The organism is Nocardia fusca NBRC 14340, from assembly GCF_001618425.1.
GTDB lineage: Bacteria > Actinomycetota > Actinomycetes > Mycobacteriales > Mycobacteriaceae > Nocardia > Nocardia fusca.
In genome coordinates this window covers 90,256-105,574 of the sequence record NZ_BDCU01000053.1, presented here as the reverse complement: position 1 = coordinate 105,574, position 15,319 = coordinate 90,256, and the positions used below count along the sequence as shown (strand labels likewise).

At 63.9% G+C, this 15,319-nt stretch carries 11 protein-coding genes and 2 pseudogenes; 8 read left to right on the top strand and 5 right to left on the bottom strand.

Annotation, left to right across the window (positions count from 1 at the left end; all coding sequences use genetic code 11):
• Nucleotides 1-92: 92 nt before the first annotated feature.
• The 3 genes from NF4_RS31155 to NF4_RS31145 all read left to right on the top strand — a co-directional run bounded on the left by NF4_RS31155 (nucleotide 93) and on the right by NF4_RS31145 (nucleotide 3,682).
• A complete protein-coding gene (locus NF4_RS31155; protein ID WP_063130971.1) occupies nucleotides 93-1,715 on the top strand; it encodes an AMP-binding protein in 1,623 nt (540 codons plus the stop codon).
• A 79-nt stretch (nucleotides 1,716-1,794) separates the two neighbouring features.
• Nucleotides 1,795-3,156 carry an MFS transporter gene (locus NF4_RS31150; protein WP_063130970.1) on the top strand — a complete coding sequence of 454 codons (1,362 nt, stop codon included), beginning with the start codon at nucleotides 1,795-1,797 and terminating at the stop codon, nucleotides 3,154-3,156.
• Between the two features lie 322 nt (nucleotides 3,157-3,478).
• Nucleotides 3,479-3,682 (top strand): hypothetical protein, encoded by a 204-nt coding sequence (locus NF4_RS31145; protein ID WP_063130969.1) that lies wholly within the window; start codon nucleotides 3,479-3,481, stop codon nucleotides 3,680-3,682.
• 361 nt (nucleotides 3,683-4,043) lie between these two features.
• On the opposite strand, the gene NF4_RS31140 is transcribed toward NF4_RS31145, so the two are convergent.
• Complete coding sequence (locus tag NF4_RS31140; protein WP_063130968.1) at nucleotides 4,044-4,898, bottom strand: alpha/beta hydrolase; 855 nt, start codon at nucleotides 4,896-4,898, stop codon at nucleotides 4,044-4,046.
• A 71-nt stretch (nucleotides 4,899-4,969) separates the two neighbouring features.
• Here NF4_RS31140 and NF4_RS31135 point away from each other — a divergent pair, with 71 nt between their 5' ends.
• The 3 genes and pseudogenes from NF4_RS31135 to NF4_RS37145 all read left to right on the top strand — a co-directional run.
• Nucleotides 4,970-5,572, top strand: a complete 603-nt coding sequence (locus NF4_RS31135; RefSeq protein WP_232330726.1) for a TetR/AcrR family transcriptional regulator — start codon at nucleotides 4,970-4,972, stop codon at nucleotides 5,570-5,572.
• 723 nt (nucleotides 5,573-6,295) lie between these two features.
• On the top strand, nucleotides 6,296-7,156 hold the full coding sequence (locus NF4_RS31130) for a TIGR03619 family F420-dependent LLM class oxidoreductase (RefSeq protein ID WP_063130966.1): 861 nt from the start codon (nucleotides 6,296-6,298) through the stop codon (nucleotides 7,154-7,156).
• A gap of 296 nt (nucleotides 7,157-7,452) precedes the next feature.
• A pseudogene (locus NF4_RS37145) lies at nucleotides 7,453-8,020 on the top strand (FumA C-terminus/TtdB family hydratase beta subunit); the annotation flags it as partial.
• Between the two features lie 354 nt (nucleotides 8,021-8,374).
• Here NF4_RS37145 and NF4_RS31120 read toward each other — a convergent pair.
• The 3 genes from NF4_RS31120 to NF4_RS31110 form a co-directional block, all read right to left on the bottom strand.
• Nucleotides 8,375-9,445, bottom strand: coding sequence for a fatty acid desaturase family protein (locus NF4_RS31120; protein ID WP_063130964.1), 1,071 nt, complete (start codon nucleotides 9,443-9,445; stop codon nucleotides 8,375-8,377).
• 195 nt (nucleotides 9,446-9,640) lie between these two features.
• Nucleotides 9,641-10,090: a VOC family protein gene (locus NF4_RS31115; protein WP_063130963.1), complete on the bottom strand. Its 450-nt coding sequence runs from the start codon at nucleotides 10,088-10,090 to the stop codon at nucleotides 9,641-9,643.
• A 35-nt stretch (nucleotides 10,091-10,125) separates the two neighbouring features.
• Nucleotides 10,126-11,355: an FAD-dependent monooxygenase gene (locus tag NF4_RS31110; RefSeq protein WP_063130962.1), complete on the bottom strand. Its 1,230-nt coding sequence runs from the start codon at nucleotides 11,353-11,355 to the stop codon at nucleotides 10,126-10,128.
• A gap of 245 nt (nucleotides 11,356-11,600) precedes the next feature.
• Between NF4_RS31110 and NF4_RS40180 the strand changes: the two genes are divergently transcribed.
• Nucleotides 11,601-11,885: a GntR family transcriptional regulator gene (locus NF4_RS40180; protein ID WP_084533695.1), complete on the top strand. Its 285-nt coding sequence runs from the start codon at nucleotides 11,601-11,603 to the stop codon at nucleotides 11,883-11,885.
• 343 nt (nucleotides 11,886-12,228) lie between these two features.
• On the opposite strand, the gene NF4_RS31105 is transcribed toward NF4_RS40180, so the two are convergent.
• A complete protein-coding gene (locus NF4_RS31105; RefSeq protein ID WP_063130961.1) occupies nucleotides 12,229-13,185 on the bottom strand; it encodes a TetR/AcrR family transcriptional regulator C-terminal domain-containing protein in 957 nt (318 codons plus the stop codon).
• Nucleotides 13,186-14,421: 1,236 nt separating this feature from the next.
• On the opposite strand from NF4_RS31105, the pseudogene NF4_RS31095 reads away from it, so the two are divergent.
• Nucleotides 14,422-15,273: pseudogene (locus NF4_RS31095) on the top strand (class I SAM-dependent methyltransferase).
• The last annotated feature ends 46 nt before the right edge of the window (nucleotides 15,274-15,319 follow it).

The window sequence follows — 15,319 nt, the reverse complement described above, 5'->3', positions numbered from 1 at the left end:
ACACCCTGGGCAGCTGACGAGAGCACACCGGAATTTTTGAGATATCAAACGGTTCATCGGCGCATAGCGTCATCGATTTGGAGGTTAACCCCGTGACCGGTCTCGACGTCCCATTGACACCAGTCCGCTTCCTCGAGCGAGCGGTCGAAGTAATGCCGGAGAAAATAGCGATCATCGACGGCAATCGCCGATGGAGCTACAGCGAGTTCGGCGCGGCCGTGCAGACTCTGGCGCGAGCGCTGCGCGCGTCGGGAATCTCGGATGGTGAGAAGGTTGCTTACCTGGCGAGCAACTCCGCAGAGATGCTCATCGCGCATTTCGCGGTCCCACTGGCGCGCGGGGTCCTCGTCCCGATCAATACACGCCTGGCACCACCTGAGGTCGAATACATCTGTACGCATTCCGGCGCACGGATATTGTTCGGCGAGGCCGAGCTGCTGCAACCGCTTCGCAAGCCGGTCCTCGACTTTCCCGCGGTCGATGAGTGGATCGAATTGCCGACGATCGACGATCGATACGGGAACCAGGGTGAGTTCGTTTCCTATGAAACGTTTTTGACACGCGACCGGGGGCCGGACCTACTCTGGGAGATCGACGATGAGACACGGACGATCTCCATCAATTACACGTCGGGAACCACAGGTAAGCCGAAGGGGGTGATGTATTCCCATCGCGGGGCGTACCTCAGTGCCCTCGGCGGAGTGCATCATTCGAAGTTCGGGCAGGCCACCAAATACCTGTGGACACTTCCCATGTTCCACTGCAACGGATGGTGCACGACCTGGGCTGTTACCGCCTCGCTCGGCACACACGTCTGCCTTCGGTCGGTTCGTGCGGACAAAGTGTGGTCGATGATCGATGAGCATCAGATCTCGCACCTCAACGCAGCGCCGACAGTTCTAACCATGCTGGCCAACGCGGAGCAGGCACATACCGTCACCACCCCGCTGACCATCACCAATGGAGGGGCGCCTCCGAGTCCCACCATCATCGCCGCGGTCCAGGCCCTGGGCGCATCGCTCGTGCATGTCTACGGGCTTACGGAAACCTACGGCCCGTACGGCATCTGTGAACCGAAGCCGGAGTGGGCCGAGCTGGAAAGCGGGCAGCAGGCGAAGCTCATGGCGCGACAAGGCGTCGGCATCATCACGGTGGATCGCATGCGGGTAGTGCGCAACCAGCTTTCGCCGGCCGGAGTGTTGATCGATGTCGACGCAGACGGTGAAGAAATGGGTGAGATCGTCATGCGTGGTAATGGCGTGATGAAGGGGTATTACGAGGATGCGGAAGGGACGCAGAAAGCATTCGAAGGTGGTTGGTTCCACTCCGGCGATCTGGGCGTTATGCATCCTGACGGGTACGTGCAGCTACTCGACCGTGCAAAAGACGTCGTGATATCCGGCGGCGAGAACATCTCGACAATCGAAGTCGAACACGTCATCCTATCGCACCCGGACGTACTCGAAGTCGCCGTGGTCGGGATACCTGACGAAAAATGGGGGGAACGACCGAAAGCATTTGTTGTGCCCAAGGGTAAAAAGCGCATTGCCGAATCCGGGATCATCGCTCATGTTAAGTCACATATTGCATCCTACAAGGCCCCGGGTTCGGTCGAGTTCGTAGACGATCTTCCCAAGACATCTACCGGAAAGGTCAAAAAGAACGAGCTCAGGGATGCGGAATGGGCATTGCACAAAGCCAAGATAAATGGATGAACGGGTCGATTCACGCACTAGCATCCCGGATCGCCCGAGGGGGCTCGAACCGGTATATCAGACATAGAGGAACGGCAAAATGAAAAAAGCGGCAAGCCCAATCCCCGAGCGTCCGCATCGTCGGCGCGAGGCGTGGAGGGCAGGTGTTGTCGCGGCCGCGACAACATCGCTCGAATGGTATGACTTCTTTATCTATGCGACAGCGACCGCTGTGGTATTCAATGTGACATTCTTCGCGACCGAGGATCCCACCACGGCAACCATCAACTCTTTTGCGACGCTGGCCGTCGGCTCTGTGGCGCGTCCACTCGGCGGGATTGTGGCCGGCCACTTCGGCGATCGGGTCGGTCGCAAGCCGGTTCTTGTGGCGGGGACAATCCTGATGGGTGGCGCAACCACTCTGGTGGGCTTTGTGCCGAGCACTCAGATCGTCTGGTTGGCGCCGCTTATCTTGGTGGTCCTGCGTCTTTGTCAGGGGTTGGCGGTTGGCGCTCAGTGGGGCGGGGCCGTTCTGATGGCGACCGAGTACGCGCCTCCGAACCGACGTGGGCTCTACGGCAGCTTCGCTCAAATCGGTATACCCATCGGATTGGTTCTCGGCAATGCCGTGTTCATGATCGCCAGCAGTACTCTCGACCCTGATCAGTTCCTGAGTTGGGGATGGCGAATCCCCTTCTGGCTGAGTGCGCTTATTCTCGTCCTTGCCTACGGCATCCACCGATATATGGAGGACACACCCGAGTTCAGAAGCGTCGAGAGATCGCTTGCGCAGAAGCCGAGGCAGAAGTCGTCGGCTCTTCAGGTTCTCCGCAAGCACCCGATGCTCATCATCGCCGCCGCGGGAACCTACCTGGTGGGTATTGTCGTCTTTTATACAACTGTCACGTCCGCCTTGCAATACGCGACTGTAATTTGTGGCGTTGATCGAAGCACCGCCCTTCTCATCGTTCTCGTCTCGACAGCGGTTTGCATCCCGCTGACTCCACTCTGTGCCTATCTCTCCGACATCTATGGTCGGAAGCTGATCTACGGGATCGGAATCGTGGCGATGTCTGCGTGGGCAATTCCCGCATGGCTCCTACTGGCCCAATCGTCCCAGTCGAACCTCTGGCCCATGATCCTCGCAGTTGGAGTATCGACCGTCACGATGAGCTTCCAGCAAGGGACGCAGGCCGCGCTTTTCGCAGAACTATTCCCACCCGAGATTCGGTTCAGTGGTGCGACGATCGGCTATTCACTGGCATCCCTTCTCGGCGGCTTTTCTCCAATGGTCGCGGTCATCCTGGTAGACGGGCAACCTCAAAACGGCTGGCGAGTAGGGATATTCATCTCGGTGCTCGGAGTATTCGCTCTCGCCTGCCTCCGCGCCATATCGACCTTGCGCCAGGGCCGATTCGTGCCGGCTTCAACACCGAACATTTTTGATTCGCAACGGGTGTAGATCAGCCGACACGATATGCATCCTGGGCGGCGACGGGGGTAAGCAGATCTGCCATGCCGCTCAGGCCATATACGTGGAGTGGAAATTTGGCGAAGGTGAGCTGACCTGCCCTGACCCCGATGTTTCGGTTCGGGTGATGTGAGAGTCTGATTTCCCAGGGTTGGGGGGCGGGAAGGCTCGGATATGTTGGCGGAGAATCGTTCCGGAGGGATATGAATGGCCACGCTGGATCGCTGAGACCTCCGGCGGCGCGCGGACCGCCGGAGCGGCCGTCTTGGCTGAGCCGGGTTCTGCGCTGATCGGGTGGGTCGAAGCTGGCGGAATGGCGACCACCCTGGCAACTCACGGTGCGTCCGTGGCCGCGGTGGTGGCGCTGTGGTACTCGGGCCAGTCGCTGAAGATGTCCAATGACCAGCAATCCACGGCTCGGCAAACAGCGACACGCGGACCGTGGTTCTGCGCAGGGCCCCTGCGCATCAGCCGGTCCGGTCCGGCTCTCGACGGAGTGCTCGCCTTCGGCTGCTGACATGGTCTGTCGGACCAGCGACGCGGCCTCATGCCCGAGCGTGATTTCGGGTCCAGACTCCAGGCGGACACCCGGTGTCGGGCGTCGTAAAGCCATCGCCGCGATAACGAGACCGGCCTGATTCCGGTCACCGAGACTGTCCAGGCGGGGCAGCAACCGTTCGACCGTGCCGATATCGTCGAGCTTGCCCTGCTCACGCAGCCAATTCTCAACGCCCACCAGGGAGAAATGCGGACCGACATCCGTTCCTCCGATTGGGGTCCGCGTCTAGGTGTGGGCGCACCGGCCGTAACTTGTCGGCCACATCGGCGGGATCGCGGCAGTGGGGCGAAGCGGTTGCACAGAGCGGCGACGTTCGCACTTACAGGGGACGGCAGGTCCTGAGGTAGCTGAGGAACGATGCCTGCAGGCCGGTCACGTGCGTTTCGTGCAGGATCTCGCTGGTGACGGCTCGGCTGCGTGAGGTGAGGCGATGAAGGACCGTAGCCGTGTTCTTCGCGAGGTTTTGGTAGATGGCCAGGCCTCCGAGAAGCTCTCGGTCGTTGAAGGTCACGTGAAGCTTGGCGGCATGCTGGCAGTCGCCCATCGCTTGGAGCTGGGCGAAGACCTGGCTGTCTTCAGCGACGACGCCGGGGCTGCCCGCGCCGATGCTCTCGAATGGCGTGGCGCCGGTGAGCCAGGTGTAGAGGCTGAAAAGTCCGCCGTAGGAGTAGCCGAAGAGTCCGTGACCGCTCGCGGCTGTGCTGTAGTCGCGTTCGATCCGCGGGTGCAGTTCCGTGGTAAGGAAACTCAGGAAGGCATCGGCGTGGGTGTCGCGTAATTCGGTGAGGTAGGCGTCGGCTTCTTTGCGTGTCCTCGCGCCCGCTTGCACTCCCATCTCCACGGCATCGACGAGTTCCTTGGCGATAGGCTCGCCGGGTGGCACGAAGTCTCTGTTGCGCAGCCGATCCCAGTCTTGTGCCTCCTCGCCCGCGTAACCGACGCTGACTTGGATGTAGGGCTGGATCCGTTGCATGGGGTCCATCTGCGTGACGATGAGCGGAGCCGTCATGCCCACAGCCCAGTTCCCGTCGAGCACATACACGGCAGGTGCTTGCGTCGTGGCGCGGTTGTAGCCCGGCGGCGTGGTAACCCAGATACCGTAGTCGCGCCCACCGCTGGAGCGAATCTCGAAGTAGTCGGTGTCGGCGAGACAGCCTTGCCACATGGCGCTCATCGGAGGTCCTTCACAACTCGGCCGGCCTCGCAGCACGGCGCCGTCAATAGTTCTTTTCCAATGGATAAACTGTGGGAGTGATCTTGTCAAACACGGGACGCAAAGGCGCCGCACGCGAGCGTCTCCTGGCTCGGCTTCTCGACGCCTACGAGGAGGCCCTTCCCTCGCCGGAAGTGTCGCTGCGTGAGGTCGCCGCCCGGGCCGAGACCAGCCACGCTCTCCTGCGGTACCACTTCGGGTCACTCTCGGGCGTCTTGGCGGCCATGCTCGAGGTGCAGCGAGCTCGTGACAACGAGGTGCTTTTCAAGACCGCCCAGCAGGGCACCTTTGACGACCTCGTTGTGGCGATCTGGCGGGCCTACACCCGACCGGAGCAGCTTTCGCGTGCCCGCGGCTTCTTTCACGTCGTAGGACTGGCCGCGTACAGCCCGGGGGACTTTCGTGAGTTCATCGACTCGCTCGATGACCTGACCACGATGCTGGCCTCGCTAGCGGAAAGAGAAGGGCACGACACCAAGGAAGCGCTGAGCATGGCCACCGTCGCCATTGCCGCGATTCGTGGCCTGCTCTTGCAAGAAGTTCTGACTCCGGCAGTCCACTCGCAGGACGCGGTCGCCTTGATCCTGCGCATGAGCAAAGGCGGATGCGCTCCACGCACATGTCCGGAGCCTTGAGCAAGCCGCCTATGGCCACCACACCAGTCGCGGATTGCGGCGGTTTACATTTTGCGGCCGCAGGCGTCGCAGCGGATCAATCCGCAGAGCAGGTAGTCGCGGGTTGTCGATGTGCGGGTTCGGTCGAGGCGGCTGCGTGCGCGGTTGCTGCTTCCGGCTCGTCGGCGGCGCAAGAGTTGTGCTTCGGTGAATCGTTCGACCGACACGATTGCCGGGTGGGCGGGTTTTTTTGGAGCGCAGCCCCTGACAACGCGGGGACCGATGAAACACCCACCGGCTCTTACGCGAATATCTACCCAAGAGCGCGGACCTGCGCCGATTCGACCAAGCCGACCTCGATGCGATCGCCTGCGAACTGAAACCGCCCCCGCAGGACTTATGGATACCGCAGCCCCGCCAAGGTTTACGCTGAACACCTGAGCAGCGGTGATGACCTGCCCCTTTGAAACCGCCATGCATTATCGGACACCGGTGAGCTTTATCATCGCTGGTCAACGATCATCGACGGGACGGTCCCTCTTGCCACGATGCCGGCGTGGGCGTGCGGCCGAGCTGATCGCCGCGGTCACGGCCGCAGCTGCCGAACTACCACGTCGGCGCAACACCCGATCTGCATAGTCGTGGTCTGTAAGGAATTTTTTCGTGGAGGCTCGGTTGACCCCGGAGTCGGTTGTACGCGACGGATGTCGCGGATCGCGTACCGGCTCGATCAGAAGGCAGAGAATGAAATTCGCCGTCAGCTATAGCACCGCTCACCTCGGGACCGACCCCGACCGGATCGCGGACTACGCGCGGCACGCCGAGGCGTGCGGGTTCGAGGGGCTGTACCTGCCCGAGCACCTGGTGCTGCATCCGGGAGCGCAGCTGCACGGCTTCGAGGTCCCGCCCACACTGCCGTTCCTCGATCCGCTCGATACGCTCGCCTATGTCGCCGCGGCCACCGATCGGCTGCTGCTGGGCACCGGCGTCCTGCTGCTGCCCTACCGGAACCCCGTCGTACTGGCCAAACAGCTGGCGACCATCGACGTCCTGTCCAAGGGACGGATGCGTTTGCTGACCGTGGGGCTGGGCGCTCTCCCGGCCGAGGCCGTGGCCACCGGAGTCGACTTCCGGACCCGGGGCCGGCGGGCCGATGAGGCCATCGATATCTTGCGGCTGCTGTGGTCGGGCAGCGAAGAGGGCGTGTCCTTCCATGGCGAGTTCTTCGCCTTCGACAACCTCGTCCAGTTCCCGAAACCGTATCGGGACACCACGCTTCCGATTCATATCGGCGGCTCGAGCCGGGCGGCGGCACGGCGCACCGGATCGCGCGGCGATGGGTACTTCGCCGGTGGTGCCCTGCTCCCGGATGAGCGCATGTCCCAGTGGGAGCTGGCGCGGGCGGCCGCCATTGACGCCGGACGGGACCCGGACCGCCTCGAATACACCCGCTGGAGTGGGTTCGATATGACCGACGAGCGGCTCGCCGCCTTCGCTGCGCAGGGCGTGGACCGGGTGGTGATGAGCGCCGGCTCGCCGGACCCGAACGAGCAGCGCGACGAACTGTCCCAGTTCGCCGAACGGTTCCTCACCGCTCACCGGTGAGGTCGGCAGGGCTCTCGCCGCCTGAAAGGTTTCTACGGCGCGTCGGCCCATCCCGGGATCCCCGCCGCGCCGGACAGAGAGCGCATCCTGACCAGCGAGTGACAACCCTTGGTCCCCGCAGGTGGCGGTCGCCTCGGCGGTCATCGGAATGTTTCCGGCACTACTAGAAAAGATATATAGACTGGTCTACTCATTGCCTTATGAGTGCCACAACAAAGGGAGCGCAGACAAGCGGACGCATGGTGCAGTCGATGCTGGAGCTGATCCAGACTCACGGCTACAGCGGCACCGGCCTGCCCCTCGACCGAGTGCGCGCGCAACTGTCCGGCCCCCAGGTCGGTACCCGCCTTTCGCTTACCGGGACCCTGGTCGTCGCACGCGATCTCGCACACGCCAGGATCAAGGCCGAACTCGATGCCGGCGAGCCCCTTCCCGACTACCTGCGCAACCATCCCGTCTACTACGCCGGGCCGGCGAAGACACCCGAGGGCTACCCGGCGGGGTCCTTCGGGCCCACCACAGCCGGACGCATGGATTCCTACGTCGAGCAGTTCCAGGCCGCGGGCGGCTCCTTGATCATGCTTGCGAAAGGAAACCGCAGCGCTGACGTTGCCCGATCGCGAACACGGCGGGTTCTATCTGGGCTCGATCGGGGGCCCGGCCGCACGTCTGGCCCACGACTGCATCAAGCGCATCGAAGTGCTCGAGTACGGCCAACTCGGTATGGAAGCGGTGCACCGCATCGAAGTCGAGAACTTTCCCGCCTTCATCGTCATCGACGACCGGGGAAACGACTTCTATGCCGGCGATCAGTGGCCACTCCTCAGGATCGGTCGCCCGCCGATGACCGCACCGCACATCTGAGGTTGCCGGAGGGAGGCGCGCACCGCTGTGGTTTCACCGCGTGGTCGTTCGCGCTGCGCCGCACAGACGCTGGTCGCCTGGCGACCAGCAGGGTACGGGTGACGACTTGGTCGACCGTGAGTTCAACTTTCCTGCAGCGTCGGGGGCGGAATCATCAAGGGGGATAGCGGAAGCGCTTTCGGAATCAGCTTTTATCATGAAAGCGTTGCACAATTTTCCTGCGAATCCGTGCAGGGGTTCCGCTGCCCCTTTTTTTGCTCCGGTAGCAAGCGCCGATTGTTCGCGGGCGGCCTCTTCCGCCGGTGACTCTCGGTCCCGGCGTCAGTGTGCCGCCGGTGTCCGACCGAGGAAGCTTCATCCGTCGTCCTGCTGCCGGTCGGTGATACGCAGGGGTGCACCGACGTGGTGCAGGTGTTTCAGCGCCTCGCGGTAGGAGGAGATCAGCCCGGTCTCGTGGTAGGGCACCCCGATCTCGGCGCAGTAGTCACGGACGATCACCTGGGCGTGCCGCAGATTCGGTGTCGGCATACTCGGAAACAAGTGGTGCTCGATCTGGTAGTTGAGCCCGCCGAGCACGAAATCGATCAGCACCCCACCGCGCACATTACGAGAGGTCAGTACCTGCCGGCGCAGGAAGTCGGGGCGGTTCTCCCCGGTCAGGGTCGGCATGCCCTTGTGGTTCGGAGCGAAGATGCAGCCCATGTACACGCCGAACAGCGCCTGATGCACAGCCAGGAACGCCAACGCTTTATCGGCGGGCAGCACCGCGAACACCACCGCCAGGTACGCGGTGAAGTGACCGCAGAGCAGCGCGCCCTCCCACCGGCGATGTTTGACCGATCGATTCCTCAGCGCCCGCACCCCTGCCGCGTGCAGGTTCACACCTTCCAGCAGCAGTAGCGGGAAGAACAGGAACGCCTGGGCCCGCCCGATCAGACGCGCGGCACCACGGCTGGCCCGGGCCTGCCGTTGCGACCACACCAGAATGTCCGGGGCGACATCGGGATCGAGTTCTTCGTGGTTCGGGTTGGCGTGATGGCGGGTGTGCTTGTCCTGCCACCAGCCGTAACCGAGCCCGATCCCGGCGTTGCCGACGACCCGGCCCATGATCTCGGTGGGCAGCCGCAGCCGGAAGACCTGCCGGTGGGCGACATCGTGCATGACCAGAGCGACCTGAGCGAACGTCACCGCAAGCAACGCCGCGACCGCGAGGGTCCACCACGAATCACCGACCAGGACGAACGCCGCCCAACCGGCCACGAACGCGACCCCGACCAAGCCGAGCCGGACGGTGTAATAGCCGGGGCGCCGGTTCATCAGACCGGCATCGGAGATCCGGCGCAGCAGACGGGCGTAATCACCCTCGGCGCCGCTGCGCCGTGGTGCACGTGGGGGTGACTCTGGGATCAAGGCCAATGTCGTCATAGATCTTCCTGAGAGTTGGGAGGGAACCCGCCTCCACCCGTTCGGCAGACGGGCCGGCGATGTCGATCGGAGATCCGATTCGGCGGCGGCGGTGAGGCGCCTCGGGGTGGGCGGCTTATTTCGCCCGCTGGACCGGGAGCTGCCGCCGCGATTACTCCATATCCGACTCCGGTCAGTGTTTGTGATGGTGCGACATCATCGGTCGCGAGCGTCGACCAAGCCCTGGATATCGATCTTGGTCATGGCATGTACCGCCTGCAGGATTCGTTCGGCCGCCTCTGGATCGGCCTGCGCCAGCAGTTCGGCCAAGGCTTTGGGCACAACCTGCCAGGTGACCCCGAACCGGTCGGTGAGTGAACCACCCTGGCCCTCCTTACCGCCCTCGGTGAGGGCTGCCCAGGCGGTGTCCACTTCCTGCTGAGTGTCGCAGTCGAGGTACAGCGAGACCGCACCGGTGAAGGTGAACTGTGGTCCGCCGTTGTACGCGATGTAGCGCTGTCCGGCCAGCTCGAAGGTGACGGTGGTGACGCGGCCGGCGGCGTCGTATTGCCGGTCGAGTACCGCCGAGCCGGCGACGAGGCTTGTGTAGTGGTCGGCGGCTTCCTCGGCGTGGCCGTCGAACCACAGGAAGGTGCTCGCTTGCATGGTCTTTCTCCTCTGTGTCGGGTTTCTCAGGGTTGTCAGTGGTGTGCGGGGATTCGGTATTCGTCGAGTTCGACTGTGTCGGCTACTTTTTCCATGCCGCGTCGGACGAGGCGTTTCGGGAGGAACCGCAGCGTCCGGATGGTCTGGTTGCGCATCCGCATCTGCCGATGGGTTTCGGGCATGAGGCCGCCGTCGCCGGCGCTGCGGGCGAATTCCTGGGCCCGGTCCACGAACAGGCGCATCTTCTGCTGGTAGGTGGCGTAGGCGCGCGTGTGGTCACCGTCGGCGGCGGCGAGTTCACCCGCCAGAATGTAGGCGCCGACGAGAGCGAGGCTGGTGCCGATACCCGACATGGGTGACGCGCAATAGCTCGCATCCCCGAGCAGCACGGTTCGGTCGCGCGACCAGGTGTCCATCTCGACCTGCAATGTTCTGTCGAAGTAGAAATCGGGCGCGTCCCAAATGGCCTCCAGCATGGCTGGGACCTGCCATCCGTCTTCTTCGAAGGCGCCGATCACGATCCGCTTCTGCGCGTCGATATCGCCCCGGGCGTAGGGCAGTGGCGCCGAGCGCACGAAGAACCCGGTCAGTGCGGTGCCCGGCTCGAGCTGCGGATAGAGGGCCGCGGTCCGGCCGGGCCGGCCGTTGCCCGCGGGCACGGTATACATCAACCGCCACCCGTCGTAACCCAACTCGGTGGGTGCGGTGTACAGCGCCATATAGGAGCCGAGATCGCGCAGGTACCGTTCCTCGGGCCCGAACACCAGCTGCCGGACATTGGATCGCACGCCGTCCGCGCCGACCAGTAGATCGAACCTGCTGGGTTCGCCGTTTTCGAACCGGGCGAGGACACCGTCGCCGTCCTGTTCCACTGCGGTGACGGCATCGCCGAATACGTACTCGACGTCGTCGCGGGTGGCGTCGTGGATGATCCGCGCCAGATCCGTGCGGCGGATGGACCATTCGGCCACCGGGCCCCCCGAATGCCCGAACACGTCGGTGCCCATCCGCGCGACCCGCTTGCCCGCACCGTCGACGAACGCCATACCCCGGGCCCCGGTGCCGGCCGCCCGGACCCGCTCGACGATCCCCATCCGCGCGGCCACCTCCCGCGCTGTGCCACGGATATCGACCGCGTGGCCGCCACTGCGGGGCCCGGGGGCGCGTTCCACCACCGTCGGGTCGAAGCCGTACTGGTGCAGCCAGTACGCCAGGGCCGGGCCGGCGATACCTGCACCGGAAATCAGAATGCGCCGGTTCTTCATTGGTTCTCCTGTTGTCCTCGTCGAGGCCGATGACCCGTCCCGACGGGGTGCCGGCGAGCGGGGATGTGTAGTGGCGGACGGCCACACGGAGGTGGACGCGTACGGTGTATTCCACCCGCCGATCAGAGTAGGCATATTCATTGTGAATCACCAGTTCTGAAGACAAATAGTGCACTAGTGTACTGGCGTCGGTGAACTAGTGCACGAGCCCAATACGTCGACCGTGTCGAAGAATCGGAGGGGCAATGTCCGCCCAGGCGCAACGTCCGGGTCCGCCGGATCAGGTGATCGCCGCGCAGATTCGTGCCCGGATCGTGAGTGGCGACCTGCGGCCCGGGGACCGGGTGCCTTCCATCCGGCAGATAGCCGAGCGGTGGGGGGGTCGCGGTCGCGACCGCGATGGGCGCATGGATCCACGGCCGCCTGCCATGACCACTGCCCGCACCTGGAACCGACTCGGTCGGCTGCGTCGTCGCCCGCGTCGCGGAAGCGTGGGCATGCGCACTTTGGACGCTGCATCACGGCCGTGACGAAGTGGAACGCCACAAAGCCGGGGAGCACTTGGCCGAGATGCGGCAGGGCTACGAGGGCCTGATCCGACCGGCGCTCGAGGGGTTGATCATCTGCCGGAGTCGTGGCGGGGGATCGGGTGGCCTGGTTCGGTCCCAGGTCGCCGCCGCCACTGACTCTCCGCGAAGAAATAAACGAGTGATTTCGGCCTTCCCGGCGTTTTCGAATCCGCGTCGCCCGCTGTCGCGGCATCGGTCTCGATGTCCGGACTGTCGCTTTCGGTGGTCCTGTGGAACATCGGAGAGGCCTGTCCAGGGTGCTCGGCGGCCGTCTTCTCGAGGTCCGGTCCCGGGGTTGTCGGCGTCATTTCCGTGACGTCTGCGCCACCAGGACGGCGAACCCGTCGAGGTGGCGAGCGAGTCCGTACTCGAACAGTTCGTCCAAGTTCGCAGCAGTATCGCCCGGAACCGCTGCCAAAAGGGGAAATCGCCCGCTGTCGAGAAGGTCGCGGGCGCGGGCACGCTGCGCCACCTGCCACCCGTTGTGGGAGACGCCGGTATTCTGCTCCGCTTCGACTTCCTCGGCCACCGACATCGCCATGGTGAGGACCAGCGCATGCAGGGTGAGTGCTTCGCGCATCCGGACTGTCAAGGGCAACCCCAGTCCGTCCAGTGCGCGGAGCACCCACTCCGTCTGCGCCATCATATTGGGCGCGAACACGGGGCGGGTGAACGAGACGGTTCTGGGCAGCCAGAGATGCCGTCGGCACAGCTGCCATTGTTGCCGGGCGTGGAGTTCGAGCTCAGCGCGCCATCCACGCGAACCGGGCTCGGGTAGATCGAGTTCGCTGAAGGCTTCGTCGGCCATCCGGGTCAGCAGCTCGTCTTTGTTCGCCACATGCCGATACAGCGACATCGGGGCCGTACCCAGTGCGACCGCCAGACGCCGCATCGACACCGCATCGAGGCCCTCGAGATCGGCTACCTCGATGGCCTTGCGCAGCACCTGTTTCCGGTGCAAAGCCCCCTCCGCGGAAACAGGCCGCCGGGGCTCGGGCGACGGCCTCGCTACCGCTGCCCGTTTCCGGTTGCCGGGTGTGCTGACCACGGTGCCCGACCCGACCTTCGTCTCGACCAGACCCTCGTCGCGCAGGGTCGCCGTCACCCTGGTCGCGGTCGCTACCGCGACACCCCAGCGCTGCACGATCTGCCGGATAGAGGGCGCCCGATCTCCGGGGCGCAGCTCGCCGCTGGTGATCCGCGCACGGATTTCCGCGGCGATCACCAGGTACGGCGAGTCCGGACGTTCTGACGACGACATATTCCTCCGATCCGCCGAACGGCGGCGTGCTCAGCCGGCGAGTGTACTAGTTGTATCGGTTGGCGAACCAGCGCACTCGTTCCGATAAGGCAGTGTTATTGAGCAGTGTCTTTCGCTGGGTGGGTGCGTACCGGTACACCGTACGCGAGTCCCGCGCTCGAAGTTCTGATCGGACAAGAGGGCGGATCCGGACCCGGCGATATCGGAGGCGTCGAAGGCGAACTGGGGACAACTCTTCATCCCCCCGTACCCAGGGGCGGACGAGAACGCTGCCGAAACACAGCATCGGCCCCGCCCACCGCAAGGTGAGCGAGCGGCTTTGTCTGCTTGCGCACTGTTCAGGGCGCGGTGGCCAGCGCTTGGGGGTCGACTCCAGCTTCGATCGCGGCGAGGTGTCGATCGAAACGGGCTCGAGCGTCGCTGACTTGTTGGTGAAGCAACGCGCGTTGGGTGTCGTGATCGCCGCTGTCCTGGAAGTGGAGCAACGTGGCCACGGTGTAATCGGCGGCGGCTTGCATTTTTCGGCCGCAGGTGTAGCAGCGGAGCAGGTAGCAGGCGGTCGTCGTCGACGATGTCGTGGCTGCGATGACCGAGCTGGCCCGCACGGGGTCGTCGCGACGCGGTGCTCGTCCAACAACCTTCGGCCTCGACTGCATCCTCGACGGTGTGACCGCCCGGGGCCGTTCCCCAGAGCAGTACTGCACTCTGGCAACCACTTCCGTCCCGGCCTACCGTGGAAGACGATCGCCTCAGCTCGCCGCCCGGACAAGCAGGCTACGCCGCAACCTGTCCAATTATCGGATCTTGGGTTCAATCGATCACCGAATCACCGCGTGGATGATCATGTCGGCGTGGAGGGCTCGAGGCGGGACTACGGGATGCTGCCACGACGTGGCCGACCGTCAGGCGCGGGTGCCGCAGGCGGTCGGCGTTACCGGCAGCGGACAGCCGGCCCTGTCTGTTCGGCTCACAAGGGACGCTCGCGCAGGTCGGGGTGTGATGGGAAACGGCAGGACACGCAGCGAGCCGAAATCCGCTCGAGAAGGCCGAAACCGCCCGCCGAGCCGAGCTTGCCCGCCCGCGATGACCCGCAGCAATCTGTCGAGCACTCGACGAACACGGTCGTGGGCGTTGCAGGGTGGAGGGGCACGATGGGGTTGATCCCGGCTCGATCTATCCGGAATCTCCATTCCTTGTGCGGCAACCACTTTGATTTGGGCTGAACAGTGGTTTAACATGCTGAACATATGTTCAAGCAATGCTCTCCCCGGTGATAAGAAGATCAGTGTCGCGCTCACCGGTGCGCCGCAGACGATGCTTGCGACGCTGTATGCCAAGGCGCTCGATGCGGACGCCGAAAACTCGCTCCTGGGTGATGTATTGGCCAGAGATGCGGTGCGTCGCATCGATTACGACTGGCGCAGAACCAGCGTCACGCCCGGCAACGCGGCCGGGGTGACAAATCGTACGGTTCACTTCGACAAGTGGGCGCGTGAATTCCTTGCCCGACACGACCGTGCCACGGTATTGCACATCGGTTGCGGGCTGGACAGTCGAGCATTCCGCCTTGAACCCGGCCCCGGGATCGAGTGGTAGGACGTCGATTACCCCGCGGTGATGGAGCTGCACGAACAGCTCTATCCGTATCGTGCGCACCACCACCGCATTGCCGCGTCGGTAACGGATCCGGCGTGGTTGCGAGCGATTCCCGCCGACCGTCCCGTGCTCATGATCGCCGAGGGGCTGACCATGTACCTCACTGAAGACGCAGGCGTCGCGCTACTGCGCCGAATCGTCGAGCACTTCCCGTCCGGTGAACTGCAATTCGACGCATTCAACACCGTGGGCATCAAGATGCAAAAGGCCAACGCGGTCGTGCGCCGCTCCGGTTCGACGCTTCACTGGGCGATCAACCGCCCCGAGGACATCGTCTCGGCGGTGCCCGGAGTCCGGAAGGTCAGCGCGCTGTCGGTGTTCGAGGCTGATGCATTCCAGCAAGTGTCCAAAGGTTACAAACTGATGGGCAAGGCTATCTCCGTGATTCCGGCGATGCGGACAATTGCCCAGTTTCACCGCTACGCCTTCTGAACCCGCTCATATACGCGGCCTGCGTGACCGTTTCTGGGCACATGCC

What these genes read in the sequence shown, in the direction of transcription:
- NF4_RS31150 (WP_063130970.1), top strand. Translation starts at nt 1,795, where the DNA reads ATGAAAAAAGCGGCAAGCCCAATCCCCGAGCGTCCGCATCGTCGGCGC.
- NF4_RS31145 (WP_063130969.1), top strand. Translation starts at nt 3,479, where the DNA reads ATGGCGACCACCCTGGCAACTCACGGTGCGTCCGTGGCCGCGGTGGTG.
- NF4_RS31140 (WP_063130968.1), bottom strand. Translation starts at nt 4,898, where the DNA reads ATGAGCGCCATGTGGCAAGGCTGTCTCGCCGACACCGACTACTTCGAG.
- NF4_RS31130 (WP_063130966.1), top strand. Translation starts at nt 6,296, where the DNA reads ATGAAATTCGCCGTCAGCTATAGCACCGCTCACCTCGGGACCGACCCC.
- NF4_RS31120 (WP_063130964.1), bottom strand. Translation starts at nt 9,445, where the DNA reads ATGACGACATTGGCCTTGATCCCAGAGTCACCCCCACGTGCACCACGG.
- NF4_RS31115 (WP_063130963.1), bottom strand. Translation starts at nt 10,090, where the DNA reads ATGCAAGCGAGCACCTTCCTGTGGTTCGACGGCCACGCCGAGGAAGCC.
- NF4_RS31110 (WP_063130962.1), bottom strand. Translation starts at nt 11,355, where the DNA reads ATGAAGAACCGGCGCATTCTGATTTCCGGTGCAGGTATCGCCGGCCCG.
- NF4_RS40180 (WP_084533695.1), top strand. Translation starts at nt 11,601, where the DNA reads ATGTCCGCCCAGGCGCAACGTCCGGGTCCGCCGGATCAGGTGATCGCC.
- NF4_RS31105 (WP_063130961.1), bottom strand. Translation starts at nt 13,185, where the DNA reads ATGTCGTCGTCAGAACGTCCGGACTCGCCGTACCTGGTGATCGCCGCG.